The sequence below is a fragment of the Phaeobacter sp. SYSU ZJ3003 genome (assembly GCF_041300735.1).
GTDB lineage: Bacteria > Pseudomonadota > Alphaproteobacteria > Rhodobacterales > Rhodobacteraceae > Phycobacter > Phycobacter gallaeciensis_A.
This window is the reverse complement of sequence record NZ_PXNU01000076.1, coordinates 1-17,910: the sequence shown is the minus strand read 5'-3', so window position 1 is coordinate 17,910 and position 17,910 is coordinate 1. Positions and strand designations below refer to the sequence as shown.

Genomic DNA, 17,910 nt, shown 5'->3' with positions numbered 1-17,910 from the left:
ATCCTTCAAGGTCCCGCTCAGTCTACCGCAACCCGCTCAGAGCACGAGGTTTTTCAGACTTTCCTTATGTCTACATTTTAAGTAACATGAAACTCTTTCAAGCGGTGGGAATAGTGGCTTTGCCGCCGCATTTGACTCAATTCTATTAAACTTTGTATCGTTTTTGCGCCAGTTCTTACCAAATAGTTAACGGCTTTGTGAGGCGTTTGCAGGATGTTGGCAGTCCCGAGGCGGTCTCATGTCTCTGGGCGCGAGGATGTAGGGGCGGGGACGGGGGCGCAGTTTGATACCGAAAACGGGCGAGCGGGGAACGCCTTGTTTCCAATGTCAAATTTTCGATGTTATCACGGAGGCATTGCTGCAACGATCAGACCCCACTGGTCTGACATCATCAACGCGCGAGGTCCGAAATCGATGACGCAACTCCTGGCTGACTACCGTCAACTTGCCGCTGCCCTAAAGGTGGAGGCCATCGCACTGGTGCCCGGGCCGAATTTCACGCGGGCCCTCGGTCACAGTTTCATGAGCCATGAACGACCTTTCGTTCTGGTGATACCCGCCGAAGGCAAACCGGCCGCGATCGTTCCGAACCTTGAACTTGGCTCCTGGGAGCAAGTCGGCTTTGATGGGGCGGTTTTTGATTGGCGCGATCAGGATGGCTATGCCGGTGCCTTTGCGGCGCTGGCGGCGCATCTGCCGATGACCCGGCTGGCCGTCGAAGGACAGGTGATGCGGGTCTTTGTGCATCACGCGCTGAAACAGGCGATGCCCGATGTCGAAATCATCGATGCCGAACGTCAGATCTCCGGGCTACGGATGATCAAGACGGCGGCTGATCTCGCTGCGCTTGAGGCGGCTATCAGCCTGTCAGAGCGTGCGCTGCATCGGGTTCTGGAAGGCGTGTGTGTCGGCCAGACCGAGAAAGAGATCGAAAGTGCGCTGATCCAGGCTCTGTTTGCCGAAGGCGCCGATGACCTGGCCTTTACCCCTATCGTTGCGGCCGGGGACAATTCCGCGCGCCCCCACGCGCACGCGCGCGCCGATTACAAGGTACAGTCCGGTGATGCACTGCTGTTCGATTTCGGCGGCCGCAAGGACGGCTTCTGCGCCGATATTACCCGCACCGTTTTTGTTGGTGAGGTCAGTGACGAAGGTCGCGCGGTGTATGACACGGTGCTGCGCGCCAATCTGGCTGGGCTGGAGGTGACGCGGGCCGGGGTCACGGCGCATGAGATTGATGATGTGGTGACCGGCGTTCTGGAAGCCTCGCCCTATGCCGACCGGATCCGCACCAAGACCGGGCATGGGCTTGGCCGCGATGTCCACGAAGCACCCTATATCATGCGTGGCAATCATCAGGAGCTGCCCGCAGGCACGGTCTACACCAATGAGCCGGGTCTTTACGGGCCGGGCCTGTTTGGCGTGCGGATCGAGGATGACGTGCTGATAACCGAGGACGGCTGCCGCACGCTGACCACCTTCCCCAAGGAGCTGATGATCGTCGGCTGATCTGACGCCACGCGGAAATGGGGGGCGAACCCGTGCTTCAGCTGGCGGATTGCAACTGCGCCTGAAGCGAGGCCTTGGCATCCTGAATATGAGCAAAGGTTAGCCGCGCGGCGGTCTCCGCCTCTCCCGCCGTGCAGGCGGTCAGGATGGCCCGGTGTTCTTCGGTACTGCGGTCGACGCCGCCGCTCATTACCAGTTGCGCGCGCAGGTGGCGGTCCACCCGGTCCATGGCGTTTTCGATGACCTGAACATGGTAGGGCATGCCGCTGACGCTATAAAGCGCGCCGTGGAATTTGCGGTTCAGTTGCCCCCAAATCATAGGGTCGTCCGAGGCGGCAAATTTCTCCAGACAGGCCTCGGCGCTTTGCAGGGTGTCCGGTGTCATATTCGGAACCGCCTGGCGGATCACATCGGCTTCCAACTTGGCCCGCAGATCGAAAACCTCGCCTGCCTCCTGCATCGACAGGGTCGCGACCACCGCGCCCTTGTAACGCTGGGTTTTGACCAGCCCTTGCTGTTCCAGCCGGGTCAGGGCCTCGCGCACCGGAAAGCGGGAGGTGTGAAACGCCTTGGCGATCTCTTCCTGGCGCAGCGGGTCGCCATCGGCAAGATCGCCCTGGATGATGGCCTTGCGCAGCGCGTCAAAGATGACCGTCGCAGCACTGGCTGTCTGTGAAATATCCGTGGCCTGAAACTTCACGCCTCTGCCTCATCTGTCTTGCGGTGAACCGGCCCCTCTATACAGGGCTTCTGCTCAGCTGTGAAAGCGGCAAAGCAAACGCCGCGAGCCCAAGGGACCCACGGCGCTGATTGGTAACCGGGCTGGCCTGTCTCAGAATTCCACGACGGCGCGGATGGATTTGCCTTCGTGCATCAGGTCGAAGCCGTGGTTGATTTCGTCCAGCGACAGCTTGTGGGTGATCATCGGGTCGATCTCGATCTTGCCGTCCATGTACCAGTCGACGATCTTCGGCACATCGGTACGGCCCGAGGCGCCACCGAATGCGGTGCCGCGCCAGCTGCGGCCGGTGACCAGCTGGAAGGGGCGGGTGGAAATCTCGGCCCCTGCGGGGGCAACGCCGATGATGATGCTTTCGCCCCAGCCCTTGTGCGCGGCTTCCAGCGCGGTGCGCATGACCTGCACGTTGCCGGTGGCGTCAAAGGTGTAATCGGCACCACCGCCGGTCAGTTCGACCAGATGCGCGACCAGATCGCCCTCAACTTCGGCGGGGTTGACGAAATCGGTCATGCCGAAATGCGTGGCCATCTCCACCTTGCCGGGGTTCAGGTCCACGCCGACAATCTGGTCGGCGCCCGCGAGCCGCAGGCCCTGGATCACGTTGAGACCGATGCCGCCCAGACCGAACACGATGGCGGTGGAGCCGATTTCGACCTTGGCGGTGTTGATCACCGCGCCGATGCCGGTAGTGACGCCGCAGCCGATGTAGCAGATCTTGTCAAAGGGCGCGTCCTTGCGCACCTTGGCCAGCGCGATTTCGGGAACAACGGTGTGGTTGGCGAAGGTCGAACAGCCCATGTAGTGGTGGATCGGTGTGCCATCCAGCATCGAGAACCGGGTGGTGCCATCGGGCAGCAGGCCCGCGCCCTGGGTGGTGCGGATCGACTGGCAGAGGTTGGTTTTCGGGTTGAGGCAGTATTCGCATTCGCGGCACTCAGGTGTGTAAAGCGGGATCACGTGATCGCCCACTTCCAGGCTGGTGACGCCTTCGCCGACTTCGATCACCACGCCTGCGCCTTCGTGGCCCAGGATGGCGGGGAAGATGCCTTCGGGGTCATCGCCCGAGCGGGTGAATTCGTCGGTGTGGCACAGACCGGTGGCCTTGATCTCTACCAGAACCTCACCCGCTTTGGGGCCTTCGAGGTTCACGTCCATGATTTCAAGCGGTTTGCCGGGAGCAACGGCAACGGCGGCACGGGTGCGGATCATGTTTGGGTTCCTTCGCTTCTGTCTGGCGGCCGACGGGCCGGGTGTTCTGTGGCATGAGGCATCATGCGCTGGCGGACCTTTTGGCCCTGCTTTCGCCAGCGTTACATTCGCCACCCTATGGGCGCAAGCACCCCTGTTGCACGGATTTTCACCAGCAAGAGGGCGTATTGTAGAAAACCGGCGCTTGCGTGCAGCTCTGCGTCATCCGGGCTTGTACGGCCGTTTCGGAGGGGAAGATCTGCAATGCCTTTTACGCCTGCCTGTCTGGTGATGCTTGTACGGGCGATGACCGACTATAGATGAAAGGGGTGACTGCGATAGCGCCCTATGCGACACCGGGATGAAGGAGGCACCAGCATGAATATCGGAGATGTTGCAGCCCGTTCAGGGCTGCCTGCCAAAACCATTCGGTATTACGAGGATATCGGCCTCATCAAACCCATGCGCAGCGCCAACGGCTATCGCAGTTTTGCCGAAACCGACCTGCATAAGCTGGCCTTCCTGGGGCGGGCTCGGGCTCTGGGCTTTACCATCGAAGACTGCCGAATGCTGATGGCGCTCTACGAGGATGAAAGCCGCGCCAGCGCCGATGTGAAACATCTGGCGCAGGAGCATCTCGGCAAGATCGAAGCCAAGATCGCTGATTTGCAGGCGATGCGCGATACACTGACCGAACTGGTGCATTGCTGCGCCGGGGACAACCGGCCAGATTGTCCAATTCTGAAAGATCTGTCCGGCGAATTCTGTGCAAAGGAAACCGGCGCGGAGTAGCGCCGGTTCCTGCGGGTTGTCGGTGCGATCCGCGTCAGCGCCAGATCGGATTGGACCAGGCCCGCTTGCCAGACCGGTCAATCACGGTAACCCGCAGCCATGGGCTGTCTTTCAGACGGTCGAGCGGAATACGCGCCTGTGTCAGCGCGGTGCCATGCTGCAGAGTTGCGGCAGAGCCATGCCCCTGCACGATGACCGAAGAGACCGGGCTGCAGGCCACATCGATATGCCCGCCGTTCAGCGCCACAGCCTTCAGCTCGGGCCCTTGTGAAGAATAGAAATTTCCGTCCTTCAGGGCCTCCAGCAGCAAATCAGGCTCGTTGGCTTCTGCCTTGACCATGACCCAGCCGCCGAAATGATCGGGGCCAGCGAAATGGGCGTCATCGGTGGCGATGAGGTTCAGGTCGCGCCAATCAGAGAGCAGAAGGTCGGCGACATGGCTGCCTTCGCCGCGATCAGTGCCGACGGCACAGGTATGATTGTAAATTTCCACCGCATGGGCCGCTTCGATGCTGCGCGCATCTGTCAATGTCATGCCCGACCAATGGGGATGGGCAATGGTCACGAAAGCCCCGGCCTCACGCGCACGCCGGGCGATCTGCGGCCCGGTTTCCTGGCCTTCGACGGGGTGAAAGTCAGGCGAGTGGGACGGCGCAAAATCCGCAGGCAGGCCGACGGCGAGAATGTGCCACAGCTCACCGTTTTCCATGGCGCCGGAATGCAGTTCGGCGCCGGGCAGGGTGGTGAAGACCTCGTCCCTGAAGTCGCGCGTGTCGGTGATCGGATAGTCAAACCGCCCGACGAAATGATCGGTCAGCGCAATGAAATCATAGCCTTCCGCCTTGTAGCGGCGGCAGACCTCCGCCGGGTCAAGAACCCCGTCCGACCTGTTGGAATGGCAATGCAGGTTGCCGCGGAAAAACTCTCCGGGGGCGGCAAAAGCGGGGTGCAGCATGGGGTGTCTCCTGTCCGTGTTCCCCGGCTGGTAGCGGCCTTTGGCAATGGTTTTGTGACACGAGAAGGAGAAGGAACGCGCGCGGCAACCCCCTGCCTAAGAAAAGGCAGCGCCGAGGGAGGAGCGGCTCGAGAGAAACGGGGTGCCGCGCGCAGGGGGGATGTAGGCCGAGGACGCCGGGCCCGCAAGGGGGGCGGCAGAGGTGACGCAACGGTCCGGCCTGATCAGACCGGACCGTTGCGTATTGTATAGGCGGTTTGAAGTGGGCCTGCGAGAAACAGACCTCAAGAACAACTCCGCGTGAACAGTCTGCGCTAGGCTCAGGCCGGGCGCAGTTCCAGAATTTCCCGCGCCTGCTGCCAGGTGGCAACGGGGCGTTCGTATTTCTCACACAGGTCAGCCGCGCGTTTGACCAGGGCCGCGTTCGACGGCGCCATGGTGTTGCGATCAATGCGCAGGTTGTCTTCGAGACCCGTGCGGGTGTGACCGCCTGCGGCGATGGCCCATTCGTTCAGCATGATCTGACCCGGACCAATGCCGGCACCGCACCATTCCGCCTCGGGGGCAAGACGTTTGACCGTCTGGACGTAGAAATCAAAGGTTTCCTTGTCCACCGGCATCGCGTTCTTCACGCCCATGACGAATTGCACATAGAGCTTGCCCGGAATGGCGCCTTCACGGCTCATCTTCACCGCCTGATGGATATGGCTGAGGTCGAAGGCTTCGATCTCGGGCTTTACCTCATAGGTGCGCATTTCGGAGGCCAGCCAGTCGACCAGATCCGGCGGGTTCTCGTAGACGCGGGTGGGGAAGTTGTTGGACCCCACTGACAGCGACGCCATGTCGGGGCGCAGCGACAGCATGCCGCCGCGCTCCTTGCCTGCGCCGGAGCGGCCACCAGTGGACAGCTGCACGATCATGCCGGGGCAGTGTTTGTTCAGCCCTTCCAGCAGACGGCCGAATTTTTCTGGGTCCGAGGTCGGCGTCTGATCGTCGTTGCGCACGTGGCAATGGGCGATCGAGGCGCCTGCCTCAAAAGCTTCCTGAGTGCTTTCGATCTGCTCGGCGATGGTAATCGGCACCGCCGGGTTATGTTCCTTGCGCGGCACCGAGCCGGTGATGGCCACGCAGATAATGCAGGGTTTGCTCAACTCTGTCCCTCCTCAGATGTCGAAGAATACGGTTTCATCGTCACCTTGCAGGCAAATGTCAAAACGATAAACCGTTTGCCCATCACGTTCGCTGCGCTTGGCGATCAAGGTTTCGCGACGTTTCTCCCATTCGATCAGGTTGATCACCGGGTCCGTCGCGTTGGCCTCCGCCTCGTCGTCAAAGTAAAGGCGAGTGTTGAGGCCGATATTGATGCCGCGCGCCACGATCCAGAGGTTGATATGCGGCGCCATCATCTGACCGTTGCGGCCCATAACCGGGCCGGGCTTGACGGTCTCAAACGCCCATTCCCCGGTTTCAAAGTTGGTGATCACGCGGCCCCAGCCGCGAAAACCCTCTTCGACTTCGCCGGGATGTTCTGGATGGGCATAGACACCGGCGGCATTGGCCTGCCAAGCCTCCAGCAGCACGTCCTTCACCGGCGATCCGATGCCGTCGATTACCAGTCCTTCAATCCGAATCCGCTCACCGGCGGCATTGGGGCCTGCGATGTCCTGACCCAGTTCCTGATCGTAGATCTGGAAACCGGCAGCGCCCGGCGCAAGGCCGATATGGACGTAGGGGCCTGCGGTTTGCGACGGGGTTTCTTTCAGATAATCAAGCTTCTGTTGCATCAGTTCCCCTCCAGACGGTTTTCGAACAGGGTCGAGCGGCGACCACGCAGCACGATGTCGAATTTGTATGCGATGGTATCGAGCGGAATGGTCGCGTTGCGGTCCAGTCGCGCGATCAGCTGGTCGATGGCGTCTGGATCCGGGATCGTCGCCACAATGGGACAGGTTTTGATCAGCGGATCACCCTCGAAATAGAGCTGGGTGATCAGGCGCTGGGCAAAACCGCTGCCAAAGACCGAAACGTGAATATGCGCCGGGCGCCAGTCGTTGACCCAGTTGCGCCAGGGGTAGGCGCCGGGCTTCACGGTGCGGAAATAGTAGTAGCCATCCTCATCCGTCATGGTGCGCCCGCAGCCGCCAAAGTTGGGATCAATCGGCGCCAGGTAGGTGTCTTTCTTGTGACGATAACGTCCACCGGCATTGGCCTGCCAGATTTCCACCAGAGTATTCGGAACCGGTCGGGCGTTTTCATCCAGCACCCGGCCATGCACGATGATCCGCTCGCCAATGGGGCTTTCGCCGGGCTTGGCGTAGTTCGAGATCAGATCGTTGTCGGTGGCGGCGAGATCGCTGTGGCCAAAGCGCGGGCCGGTGATTTCGCTCGGCGTGTTTTCCAGGCTGATTAGCGAAAACTTCGGCGAGCGCGCCACCGAGGTTTTGTAGTCCTTGTCATAGGCTGGCGGGTGCCAGCGGCGGTCGCGCTGGTAGAATTCAGCCATGTTCTGTGTCGGTTTCGTCATTGTCCTATCCTCCTCAGGTCTTGGATGCCGGGGACGCGGCGGCTTCGGCATCCATTTCCGCATAGGTTTGTTTGGCCAGTTTCAGCGCATGGTTGGCGCGCGGCACCCCGGCGTAGATCGCCACGTGCTGAAACGTTTCGATCACATCGGTGCGGCTGGCGCCCGTGCGCGCGGTGGCGCGGATATGCATCGGGATTTCCTCGAAATTTCCCATCGCCGCCAGCAGAGCTAGGGTCAGCATCGACCGTTCGCGCTGGCCGATCCCGTCCGAGGCCCAGACGGTGCCCCAGGCGCCTTCGGTGATCAGCGTCTGAAAGGCCACGTCCATATCGGTCTTGGCAGCTTCGGCGCGATCCACATGCGCATCTCCCAGCACGCTGCGGCGCACGGTCATGCCCTGATCGTAACGGCTGTCGGTCATCCGGTCCTCCCTCTTTCATATGGTGTGTACTATCGCATATCTAAATTGGACTGTATAATGCTGTGAATTGCATGATTTCATATTGGAAATGGTATGCGTCTGTCTGCACAGCTGAAGTTGCGCCATCTTGAGGTCTTCGTCGAGGTCGCCCGGCAGGACAGCGTCACCCAGGCGGCCGAGGCATTGGGCATGACCCAGCCTGCAGTGACACGCACACTGCGGGAGCTAGAGGCTGTTGTCGGCAAGCCCTTGGTCGAGCGGCACGGGCGCGGTATCCGCCTGTCCGCCTATGGTGAGATGTTCCGCGACCACGCCGGGCGCAGTCTGGCGCTGGCACGGGACGGGGTGGCAATGCTGCAGGGGCTGGACGAGGCAGAAGGGCCACGGGTGGCTATTGGCGCTTTGCCGACAGTGTCGGCGACAGTGGTGCCGGATGCCCTGGCGGCGCTGCGTACCGAGGGTAGCCACAGCCGGTTTTCGGTCCGCACCGGGGACAATCAATACCTGCTGGACCAACTGCGGCGGGGCAATCTGGATGTGGTGGTGGGACGTCTGCCCGCGCCCGATCACATGGTGGGGCTGGATTTCGATCCGCTGTTCCGCGAACGGGTGATCGCGGTCGTCGCCCATGATCATCCGCTGGCGGCGCTGCCGCATGTCCCGGCTGATGCCTTTGAGGGGTTCCCGGTACTGATGCCCTCGGAAGGGTCGATCATCCGGCCGCTGGTGGACCGCATGTTTCTGGAGCAGGGGATGACGGTGCCCCGTTTCCCGATCGAAACCGTCTCTGCCACGTTTGGGCGCCGGTTCACGCTGGAGCATCGGGCGATCTGGATCATCAGCCATGGTGTGGTGCGTGCCGATCTGGAGGAGGGCGTGCTGGCATTACTGCCGCTGAACACGGACAGCACGCTGGGTCCGGTGGGGCTGTGTATCCGCAGTGAACACCAGCTCTCTGCCGCCGCCGCGCGGTTCTGCGCAGCCCTGCGGGAGATTTGCGAGGCTTAGGCGCGCAGGCTGGCCAGCGCCATTTCTGCCAGATCGTCTGCGATGGTGTTGCGGAACTCCTGCCCGGCGCCGCGATCCGGCTGATACCAGAAGACCGGGGAATTGAGCATCAGCATCAGCCCGGCAACCGTGACCGTCAGGTTGCGTTCCGGGAATATGTCTGCCTCGATACCCCGGGCGATCTGGTCGCGGAAGAGTTCGGCATACTGCCGGTGCTCTGCTCGCACCTGCGCCTGCATGCCCAGTTCAAACGCGTTGGAGGTTTTGGCGCGCGCGCCGGTATAGGTTTGGAGAATCACTTTGTGGTAGGGCAGGGAGCGCAGCACCTCCATCACATGGGCGCGGGCCATCCGTTCCAGACAAAGCTGCGGAGGCAGGGCATCATCGGCCACTGCGCTGACCGCCTGATAGGTGAACCGCGCTGCGCGCAGTTGTACCGCAGCCAGAAGCGCGCCTTTAGAGGGAAAATGGTGATAAATCCGTCCCTTGGTCGATCCAAGGCTGGCCGCGATATCGTCGATGGATGCGGAATCGGCGCCCATCGTCATGAAGCAATGGGCCGCTGCATCAAGAATTTCGCTTTTGGATGCGCTGATCTGTTCTAACATGATGCATCGCCTGACGTCGTCTGCTTGCGGGGCGGCGCGGCTGGAGGGGCCATTTCACCATCCTTGATCGCTGCCGCGCACCATCGGGCGCGGAGCGAACAATAGGGGGGCATATGCTCAAAATATAGCCGCATTTTGCCATTTTGACGCTGGGTCTTAGCAATTGACAGGGGAAAAACATACTCAGTAGTCTGTTTTTAGACGCCAAGGGTTTCCGCCGCTTGAGGAGGCGCAGCGAAAACCCAGCAAAATAAGGCGCATATGCCCGGCAATGACCGGGTCAGGAACCGCTCATGACGGGCGGGGGGAGGAAAATTTGGAAGTATTGCAGCTCCTGGTCAGCGGGCTCGCGAATGGCTGTGTCTACGGCCTGATCGCGCTCGGATTTGTGCTGATCTACAAAGCGACTGAAGCGGTCAATTTCGCTCAGGGCGATTTCATGATGCTGGGGGCATTTGTGACCCTTGGCCTTACCAACGCAGAATATATGGACCTGCCATTCTGGGTCGCAGCACCGCTGGCGATTTCGATCATGGCGGTTCTTGGCTATCTGCTCGACTTTTTCATTCTGCGGCACCTGTTCGGGCAGAGCCAGACTGCGGTTGTCATCCTGACCATCGCGCTGGGCTTTGTGCTGCGCTTCGTGGCTGGTTTGATCTGGGGGCACGAGCCGCAGACATTGGAAAGCCCGCTTGCACTGGGCGATCTCCAACTGGGCGGCGTCGTGCTTGGCATGGCGGATGTCGCGGTGATCGTGGTGACCTTCCTGCTCACATGGTCGCTTTACCAGTTCTTCCAGCGCACCAAGCTGGGGCTTGCCATGCAGGCGGCCAGTCAGAACCAGATGGCGGCCTATTTCATGGGCATTCCGGTGCGCCGGGTGCAGGGGCTGATCTGGGGTCTGGCGGGTGCAACCGCTGCCGTGGCCGGGATCCTTTTTGCCTCAAAGGGCGCCATTGATCCCAACGCCGGCCTCTTGGGCATCAAGGCCTTTGCGGCGGCTGTCATCGGCGGCTTCGGCTCGCTCCCCGGTGCACTGGCTGGTGGTCTGATCGTGGGTGTGATCGAGCCCTTCGCGGCACGGTATCTTGCGGCGGGCTATTCGCAGATCGCGCCTTATGCGCTGCTTCTGGCGGTGCTGGTGTTCCGTCCGCACGGCCTGTTCAGCCAAGTCCGAGTGAAGAAGGTCTGATCCCATGCGCATTCATTTCAAAACCACCTATGAGCAGGATATCCGCCTGTTCCCCGATATGTGGACGGCCTGCGTTTATGGCCTTCTGATCCTGATTGCCTTTGGCCTGCCGTTCCTGATCAACGAGTTCTATATTGGCGAAGTCACCAACGTGCTGATCTGGGCGATTGCCGGTCTGGGTCTGATGCTGCTGACCGGTCAGACCGGACAGGCCAGCCTTGGCCATGCAGCGTTTCTGGCCATCGGCTGCTATACCAACACGATCCTGATCGAACAGGGGCTGCCGTTCATTCTGGCTTTCCCGCTGGCCGGGGTCATCACCGGGATCGTCGGCGCCGTGATCGCCATTCCGGCCCTGCGGCTGCACGGGATCTATCTGGCGATTGCGACCATTGCCCTGTCGATCCTTGCCGATGACATTATCGTCCTTCTTGAGCCCTGGACTGGCGGCGTGTCGGGCAAGTTCCCGGACATGATCACCATTTTCGGGTTCGAGATTGAACGCTGGTCGATGCCGACCCGGTTCTACTATCTGGTGCTTGTCGTCACCATCATCTGCACACTGTTCTACCGCAACCTGCTGCGCTCGCCTTTGGGCCGTGCCTTTGCTGCGGTGCGCGACAGTGAGGTCTCGGCGACTGCCATGGGCGTTCACATTGCCCGCACCAAGGCGACCGCCTTTGGCCTGTCGTGCATGATCACCGGCTGGGCCGGGGCGCTGATGGGATACTATGCGGGAACCTTCAACAACGAGACTTTCTCGATCGTGATTTCGATCACCCTGCTGATGATGATCGTGATTGGCGGCCTCGGCTCCATTCACGGGGCCTTCTTCGGCGCAGTTGTGGTGGCCTTCCTGCCCCAGGGTCTGTCGATCCTCAAAGACAGCGTGATCGGTGGCGGCGTCGCCATCCCGGGGCTGGAAACCGGCGTCTTCGGCATGATCCTGATCCTGTTCATCCTGTTCGAACCCATGGGCATTTACGGCCGCTGGTTGAAGATACGGACCTGGTTCGAATTGTTCCCCTTTGCGCGCAAGGACATGTTCCGTCGCCAGAAAACCTACCTGAAGACGGAGCGTTTGAGATGAGCCTTTTGGAGATCAAGAATGCAACGCTGAAATTCGGTGGCGTTGTGGCTGTGAACGATCTGTCCTTTTCGGTCGAGGAAGGCGAGGTCTATGCCATCGTCGGCCCGAACGGGGCAGGGAAGTCGACCGTGTTCAACCTGATTTCGCGGTTCTACGAACCCTATGCGGGCTCTTTCACCTTCGACGGGCAGAACCTGCTGGATCGCAAACCGGACGAGGTGGCGGATCTTGGCATCGCGCGGACCTTTCAGAACATCGAACTCTTTGATCACGCGACGGTGTTGCAGAACCTTCTTGTGGGGCGGCACCGCCACCGCAAGTCCACGCTGATCGAAGAGCTGTTCTTTGCCCCGCGTGTGCGCCGCGAAGAACACCGCCACCGCGAGGCCGTGGAGGAGGTGATCGATTTCCTCGACCTGCAGCCCTACCGGAACAAGATGATCGCCGGCCTGCCATATGGCGTACGCAAGGTGGTTGAACTCGGCCGGGCGCTGGCCTCGGGTCCACGGCTTTTGCTGCTGGATGAACCGGCCTCGGGACTTTCGGTTGAGGAAACGCAGGACATGCGCTGGTGGATTGACGACATCCGCAAACAGATGGGGATCACCGTATTGATGGTGGAACATGACATGGGGCTGGTCTCTGGCGTGTCCGACCGCGTTCTGGCGCTGGCGGATGGGGCCAAGCTGGCCGAGGGCACACCGGCCGAGGTGCAGTCGAACCCGGCCGTGATTGAGGCCTATCTTGGCGCGGGGGCTGTCTGATGGGAGAGCCTTTGCTAGAAATCAAGAACCTCGAGAGCTTTTACGGGCCGATCATGGCGATCCGGGGCGTGTCGCTGAAGGTGGACAAGGGGCAGATCGTCACCGTTCTGGGCGCCAATGGCGCCGGGAAATCCACCCTTCTGAAAACGATCTCGGGCATCATGGATCCTGAAAAGGGCGAAGTGCTGTTCGATGGCAAGCCGATTCAGGGACAGGAGCCGCACAAGATCGTCAGTCAGGGCATCGTACACGTGCCCGAAGGCCGCGAGGTCTTCCCGCTTTTGACGGTGAATGAAAACCTGAGCCTTGGCGCTTATACCCGGTCGGACAGGGCCGAGATCGAAAAGGACCGGGAGATGGTATTCGACTATTTCCCGATCCTCGCCGAACGGCGCGACCAGGAGGCCGGGACGCTGTCCGGCGGCCAGCAGCAGATGCTGGCGATCGGGCGTGGGCTGATGCTGCGGCCCAAGATCATGCTGCTGGATGAACCCAGCCTCGGCCTGTCGCCGCTTCTGGTGCAGGAGATCTTTGCCATTCTGCGGCGGCTCAACGCCGAGGAACACGTGACCATGATGCTGGTGGAACAGAACGCCCGCATCGCGCTGGAACTGGCGGACGTGGGCTATGTGATGGAGATCGGCCGCATTGTGATGGACGGCACCGCCGACCGCCTGATGCAGTCCGAGGACATCCAGGCCTTTTATTTGGGCCACCAGGAAGAAGGCCAGCGCGGAGAGAAACGCTGGAAACGCAAGAAGACGTGGCGATGAGGGGGGAAGGGATGAACATGCAAAACCTTGGACAGACCGCACACCCGCAGGTGGTTCTCAACGGCGTTTCGTTCAACGCAGAGCCGGGCCAGCGCCCGGTGTTGGTGGACGGCTGTGACACCATCGTGAAACTGTTTCAGCTGCGTTGTCAGGCGCTGGGCGACCGAACTGCTCACCGCGAAAAGGATATGGGCATCTGGAAGGCCTATTCCTGGAACGATTACTGGGATCACGCGAAATGGATTGGCCTTGGCCTGATGTCGCTGGGTCTGAAACGCGGCGAGGTGGTGTCGATCTTAAGTGAGGACCGGCGCGAGTGGCTTTACTCCGACCTGGGTATTCAGGGTGTCGGCGGGATTGCCTCTGGCGTCTACACCACGGACTCCGCCTCGCAGCTGGCCTATCTGGTCAATGACAGCGACAGCCGGTTCCTGTTTGTCGAAAACGACGAACAGCTCGACAAGTACCTTGAGATCGCCGATCAGGTTCCGGGTCTGGCCAAGGTCATCATCTATGAACGCGAAGGGCTGCATGATCTGGACCATGAAAAATGCCTCTTCATCGAGGATCTGTACGAGCTGGGTAAAGCCTATGAAGCGCGCCATCCCGGCACCTTTGAGGCTGAAATTTCCAAATCCCAGCCCGAGGACACGGCGCTTCTGATCTATACATCGGGCACCACGGGCATGCCCAAAGGCGCTATGCTCAGCAATGAGAACATCCTTGCCTCGACCGAGGCAGGGGCGCGGGCGCTGGAAGTCTACAAGACAGACGATCAGCTGTGTTTTCTGCCGCTGTGCCACATCCTTGAACGCAACGTGTCGGTCTATTTCCCGCTCGCGGCTTCCAGCACGGTGAACTTCGCCGAAAGCCCGGAAACCGTGTTCGACAATATGCAGGAGGTCTCTCCGGCGACCTTTTTCGCGGTGCCGCGGGTCTGGGAAAAGATCTACTCCCGGGTCCTGGTTCTGGCGCAGGAAGCCACGCCGATTGGCCGTATGGCCTTCCATCAGGCGGTCAAGGCCGGGCGCAAGCGGGCGCAATACGTGATGTACGGAAAACCCGTCCCTTCGGGCGTGGCGGCGTCTTATGCCTTCTGGGATTTTGCTGTTCTGCGCAATCTGCGCCGGATGCTGGGCATGGACAAGATGCGCCGCGGCGGAACCGGCGCCGCGCCGATCTCACCCGAGCTATTGGAATGGTACTGGTCCATCGGTGTGCCGCTGATCGAAGGCTACGGCATGACCGAGAACGCCGGCCTGTCCACCATCAACACTTTCGACACCAACGCGCCGGGAACGGTGGGGCACGCGGTGCCGGGGGTCGAGGTGCGTATCGCGGAAGACGGGGAGATCCAGACCAAGGGGCTCAACAACTTCCAGGGTTACTGGCGCAACAATGAAAAGACCGCCGAGACCTTTACCACCGATGGCTGGCTGCGCACGGGTGATGTCGGCAGGCTGGATGACAAGGGCAATCTGACCATCACCGGCCGGATCAAGGACATCATCATCACCGCAGGCGGCAAGAACATCACCCCGGCCGAAATCGAAAGCCGGTTGAAGTTCAGCCACTATATCTCGGATGCGGTGGTGATCGGGGACGGGCGCAAATATCTCACCTGTCTGATCATGATCGATCAGGAAAATGTTGAGAAATTCGCGCAGGACCGCAAGATACCCTTTAGCGACTTTGCATCGCTCTGTGCCGCGGAGGAGGTGGTACAGCTGATCGGAGCAGAGGTCGAAGCTGTGAACCGGGACTTTGCACGGGTCGAACAGATCAAGGATTTCCGCCTGATCAACGTTCTTCTGACGGCTGAGGACGACGAGTTGACCGCAACGATGAAACTGAAACGCAGTTTTGTGGAGAAGAAGCACAAGGCACTAATCGACGACATGTACTAGCGGCGGCGACAAGGAACGCCGGACAGTTATTTAGGGAGGAAGCGAAAATGAAAAAACTGACATCTGCGCTGACGATGGCGGCTGTAGCCCTTGCCGGGGCCACGGCTGTTCAGGCTGACACTCAGGGGGTTACGGACAGCGAAGTCGTAATCGGCTCGGTGAATGACCTCAGCGGTATCTTTGCTGCGGTGGGCGTGCCGGCGGTCAATGGCGCCAACCTGCGCTTTGACGAAATCAACGCCGCAGGCGGTGTGCATGGTCGCCAGATCAAGTTCGTCGTCGAGGACAACGGCTATCAGATCCCGCGCGCGATGCAGGGCTACAACAAGCTGCTGAACCGGGACAAGGCCTTTGCCATGCTTCTGTCGCTGGGCACACCGATGAACGTGGCTGGCTTCAAGTTGCTGGACCCCAAGGGCATTCCGAACATCAGCCCGCTGTCCGCCGCGCGTCAGATGCTTCAGGAACCGATGCACAACAAATTCATCGGCTTCTCCAGCTACTACGATCAGGTGCAGGTGGGCGTGAAATATCTGGCCGGTGAATTCGAGGCCAAGGAAGTCTGCTCGATGTATATCCCGTCGGATTTCGGCAAGGAAATTCAGGAAAGCACCGAGGATGTAAGCAAAGAGCTGGGCCTGACCTATGCGGCGGAAACCTCGCACAAGCCGGATGAGCTGGATTTTGTCGGCTCGCTCACAAAGCTGAAGTCCGCTGGCTGTGACGTGGTGACACTGGCGCTGGGCGTGCGGCAGGGCATCACCGTTGTCGGCACCGCCAAGAAACTGGGCTGGACCGATGTGAAATTCCTCAACACGTCGGCCGGGTTCCTTGATGTGGTTGCTGCCGTTCCCGGTGGTGTGACCGATGGTCTTTACGCGGCGGCTGGCTGGGTCAGCCTGATCGCCCGCGCCGAAGATCCGGTGCCGGCCGAATTCATGAAAGCCTATGAGGAAAAGTTCGGTCAGCCGGCCGGTGGCTTTGCCATGCTGGGTTATTCCGCAGCGGATACGGTCATTCGCGCGCTTGAGGCCGCGGGGCAGGATCTGACGCAGGAAAGCTTTATCAAGGGGATGGAGAGCCTCAATTTCTATGATGAGCTGACCGACAGCAAGATCACCTATGCGGCTGATGATCACCGTGGTGCGGACGATATCGTGATCTCGGTTGTCGAAGATGGCAAATGGAAAGAACTGAGCCGCCAGTAACGCGCGCTCTTTAGCTAATCTGATATGAACCGGTGCGGGGTGACCCGCGCCGGTTTTCTGTTTGTCAGCCGCGTCTGTTTTTGCCCGGTGTTCTGCGCCCGGCTTTACATTGCCAAACCCCAAATTATATAAATTCGCGTACGTGAATATAACTGTGCCATGGCGGCCGGATATTTGCGCAGATGCATTATTGGGAGGCAGGTGCAATGGGTGTGAACAGAAGAGAATTTCTGCAAGGGGCAGGGGCCAGTATGGCGTTGGCAGGATCTGCTGCTGGTATGGCATCGGCTGCTGCAGCCTCGGGCGGCGATCGGCTGATGATTGGCGATATGTCCCTTCAAACCCTGTCTGATGGCAATCTGGTACTGCCTCAGGGGTTCCTGTTCCCCGAGCAGTCGCCAGAGCAGCTGATGCCGATCCTGACGCGGCACGGCGTTGCCCAGGATCCGATGGAGCCTCCGCTGAATGTCACGCTGATGCGTCAGGGCGACCGTGTCGTGCTGTTCGATGCCGGTTCCGGCCCGGCCTTCCAGGCCAGCGCGGGGCAACTGCCCGCCGCGCTGGAGGCGGCAGGCGTATCCCCCGAGGACGTCACCCAAGTGGTGTTCACCCATTGCCACCCGGATCACCTGTGGGGCGTTCTGGACGATTTCGATGATCCTTTGTTTGCCAATGCCGAACATTTCATCGGGCAGCAGGAATGGGATTTCTGGTTCGACCCCAGCACCATTGACACGATCGGCGAGGCCCGCGCTACCATGGCCGCCGGGGCGCTGCGGCGGATGGAGATCCTGGAGGACCAGATCACCCGGTTCCGCGATGGCGAAGAAATCCTGCCCGGTGTCGCGGCGCGGGCGACCTATGGTCATACGCCGGGCCATATGTCCTTTGAACTCAGGTCCGGCAGCGAGAGCGTGATGGTGCTTGGCGATGCCATCGGCAATTCCCACGTGAGCTTTGAAAGGCCCGATTGGCACGTGGGATCCGACCAGGATGCAGCCATGGCCGCTGCCGCCCGCATGAGCTTGCTGGATCAACTGGCTCACGAGCAGACGCGGGTGATTGGCTACCATCTACCAGAGGGTGGTTTGGGTCAGGTCGCGCGCAAGGGTGACGGTTACCGGTTTATCCCGTTGTAACTTGCCTCCTTGTAAATTTGGCCTAAGTTAAGGAACGTCTGAACAACGTCTTCGGCTGCGCCGATGTTGCCGCTTGAGGGCAGTTTGGGGCGG

18 protein-coding genes are annotated in these 17,910 nt (G+C 60.5%); 10 read left to right on the top strand and 8 right to left on the bottom strand.

Going from position 1 to position 17,910, the window contains the following annotated elements; genetic code table 11:
- The first annotated feature begins 414 nt into the window (after positions 1–414).
- Positions 415–1,509, top strand: coding sequence for a Xaa-Pro peptidase family protein (locus C6W91_RS19515; RefSeq protein WP_065272833.1), 1,095 nt, complete (start codon positions 415–417; stop codon positions 1,507–1,509).
- A 37-nt stretch (positions 1,510–1,546) separates the two neighbouring features.
- Here the strand turns inward: C6W91_RS19515 and C6W91_RS19510 are convergent, their stop codons facing one another.
- Both C6W91_RS19510 and C6W91_RS19505 read right to left on the bottom strand, forming a co-directional pair.
- Positions 1,547–2,209 (bottom strand): GntR family transcriptional regulator, encoded by a 663-nt coding sequence (locus C6W91_RS19510; protein WP_370571423.1) that lies wholly within the window; start codon positions 2,207–2,209, stop codon positions 1,547–1,549.
- Positions 2,210–2,341: 132 nt separating this feature from the next.
- Complete coding sequence (locus C6W91_RS19505; RefSeq protein WP_065272835.1) at positions 2,342–3,457, bottom strand: S-(hydroxymethyl)glutathione dehydrogenase/class III alcohol dehydrogenase; 1,116 nt, start codon at positions 3,455–3,457, stop codon at positions 2,342–2,344.
- Between the two features lie 357 nt (positions 3,458–3,814).
- Here C6W91_RS19505 and cueR point away from each other — a divergent pair, with 357 nt between their 5' ends.
- Positions 3,815–4,228, top strand: coding sequence for a Cu(I)-responsive transcriptional regulator (cueR, locus tag C6W91_RS19500; protein ID WP_274830189.1), 414 nt, complete (start codon positions 3,815–3,817; stop codon positions 4,226–4,228).
- Positions 4,229–4,262: 34 nt separating this feature from the next.
- Here cueR and C6W91_RS19495 read toward each other — a convergent pair whose 3' ends face one another.
- The 5 genes from C6W91_RS19495 to pcaC form a co-directional block, all read right to left on the bottom strand.
- Positions 4,263–5,183: a PHP domain-containing protein gene (locus C6W91_RS19495; protein ID WP_274835102.1), complete on the bottom strand. Its 921-nt coding sequence runs from the start codon at positions 5,181–5,183 to the stop codon at positions 4,263–4,265.
- A 320-nt stretch (positions 5,184–5,503) separates the two neighbouring features.
- A complete protein-coding gene (locus C6W91_RS19490; RefSeq protein ID WP_274835101.1) occupies positions 5,504–6,334 on the bottom strand; it encodes a 3-keto-5-aminohexanoate cleavage protein in 831 nt (276 codons plus the stop codon).
- A 12-nt stretch (positions 6,335–6,346) separates the two neighbouring features.
- The gene (pcaG, locus tag C6W91_RS19485) at positions 6,347–6,967 is read right to left on the bottom strand and encodes a protocatechuate 3,4-dioxygenase subunit alpha (RefSeq protein ID WP_274835100.1); all 621 of its coding nucleotides are present in this window, start codon (positions 6,965–6,967) and stop codon (positions 6,347–6,349) included.
- On the bottom strand, positions 6,967–7,707 hold the full coding sequence (gene pcaH, locus C6W91_RS19480; protein ID WP_274835099.1) for a protocatechuate 3,4-dioxygenase subunit beta: 741 nt from the start codon (positions 7,705–7,707) through the stop codon (positions 6,967–6,969). Before pcaH ends, pcaG begins: the two co-directional genes overlap by 1 nt.
- Positions 7,708–7,720: 13 nt before the next feature.
- Positions 7,721–8,128, bottom strand: coding sequence for a 4-carboxymuconolactone decarboxylase (gene pcaC / locus C6W91_RS19475; protein ID WP_274835098.1), 408 nt, complete (start codon positions 8,126–8,128; stop codon positions 7,721–7,723).
- A gap of 93 nt (positions 8,129–8,221) precedes the next feature.
- On the opposite strand from pcaC, the gene pcaQ reads away from it, so the two are divergent.
- On the top strand, positions 8,222–9,136 hold the full coding sequence (pcaQ, locus tag C6W91_RS19470; protein WP_274835097.1) for a pca operon transcription factor PcaQ: 915 nt from the start codon (positions 8,222–8,224) through the stop codon (positions 9,134–9,136).
- Here the strand turns inward: pcaQ and C6W91_RS19465 are convergent.
- A complete protein-coding gene (locus C6W91_RS19465) occupies positions 9,133–9,744 on the bottom strand; it encodes a TetR/AcrR family transcriptional regulator (RefSeq protein WP_065272842.1) in 612 nt (203 codons plus the stop codon). The two genes, pcaQ and C6W91_RS19465, sit on opposite strands and share 4 nt — an antisense overlap.
- A 316-nt stretch (positions 9,745–10,060) precedes the next feature.
- Here C6W91_RS19465 and C6W91_RS19460 point away from each other — a divergent pair, with 316 nt between their 5' ends.
- The 7 genes from C6W91_RS19460 to C6W91_RS19430 all read left to right on the top strand — a co-directional run bounded on the left by C6W91_RS19460 (position 10,061) and on the right by C6W91_RS19430 (position 17,817).
- On the top strand, positions 10,061–10,936 hold the full coding sequence (locus C6W91_RS19460; RefSeq protein WP_065273757.1) for a branched-chain amino acid ABC transporter permease: 876 nt from the start codon (positions 10,061–10,063) through the stop codon (positions 10,934–10,936).
- A 4-nt stretch (positions 10,937–10,940) separates the two neighbouring features.
- On the top strand, positions 10,941–12,026 hold the full coding sequence (locus tag C6W91_RS19455) for a branched-chain amino acid ABC transporter permease (protein WP_065272843.1): 1,086 nt from the start codon (positions 10,941–10,943) through the stop codon (positions 12,024–12,026).
- Complete coding sequence (locus C6W91_RS19450) at positions 12,023–12,790, top strand: ABC transporter ATP-binding protein (RefSeq protein WP_065272844.1); 768 nt, start codon at positions 12,023–12,025, stop codon at positions 12,788–12,790. The genes C6W91_RS19455 and C6W91_RS19450 overlap by 4 nt, the downstream gene beginning before the upstream one ends.
- Positions 12,790–13,563: an ABC transporter ATP-binding protein gene (locus C6W91_RS19445; RefSeq protein WP_065272845.1), complete on the top strand. Its 774-nt coding sequence runs from the start codon at positions 12,790–12,792 to the stop codon at positions 13,561–13,563. The genes C6W91_RS19450 and C6W91_RS19445 overlap by 1 nt, the downstream gene beginning before the upstream one ends.
- A 17-nt stretch (positions 13,564–13,580) precedes the next feature.
- Positions 13,581–15,470 (top strand): long-chain fatty acid--CoA ligase, encoded by a 1,890-nt coding sequence (locus C6W91_RS19440; RefSeq protein ID WP_274836040.1) that lies wholly within the window; start codon positions 13,581–13,583, stop codon positions 15,468–15,470.
- 47 nt (positions 15,471–15,517) lie between these two features.
- On the top strand, positions 15,518–16,678 hold the full coding sequence (locus tag C6W91_RS19435; RefSeq protein ID WP_274830182.1) for an ABC transporter substrate-binding protein: 1,161 nt from the start codon (positions 15,518–15,520) through the stop codon (positions 16,676–16,678).
- Positions 16,679–16,929: 251 nt separating this feature from the next.
- Positions 16,930–17,817, top strand: a complete 888-nt coding sequence (locus C6W91_RS19430; protein WP_370571422.1) for an MBL fold metallo-hydrolase — start codon at positions 16,930–16,932, stop codon at positions 17,815–17,817.
- Positions 17,818–17,910 lie beyond the last annotated feature (93 nt).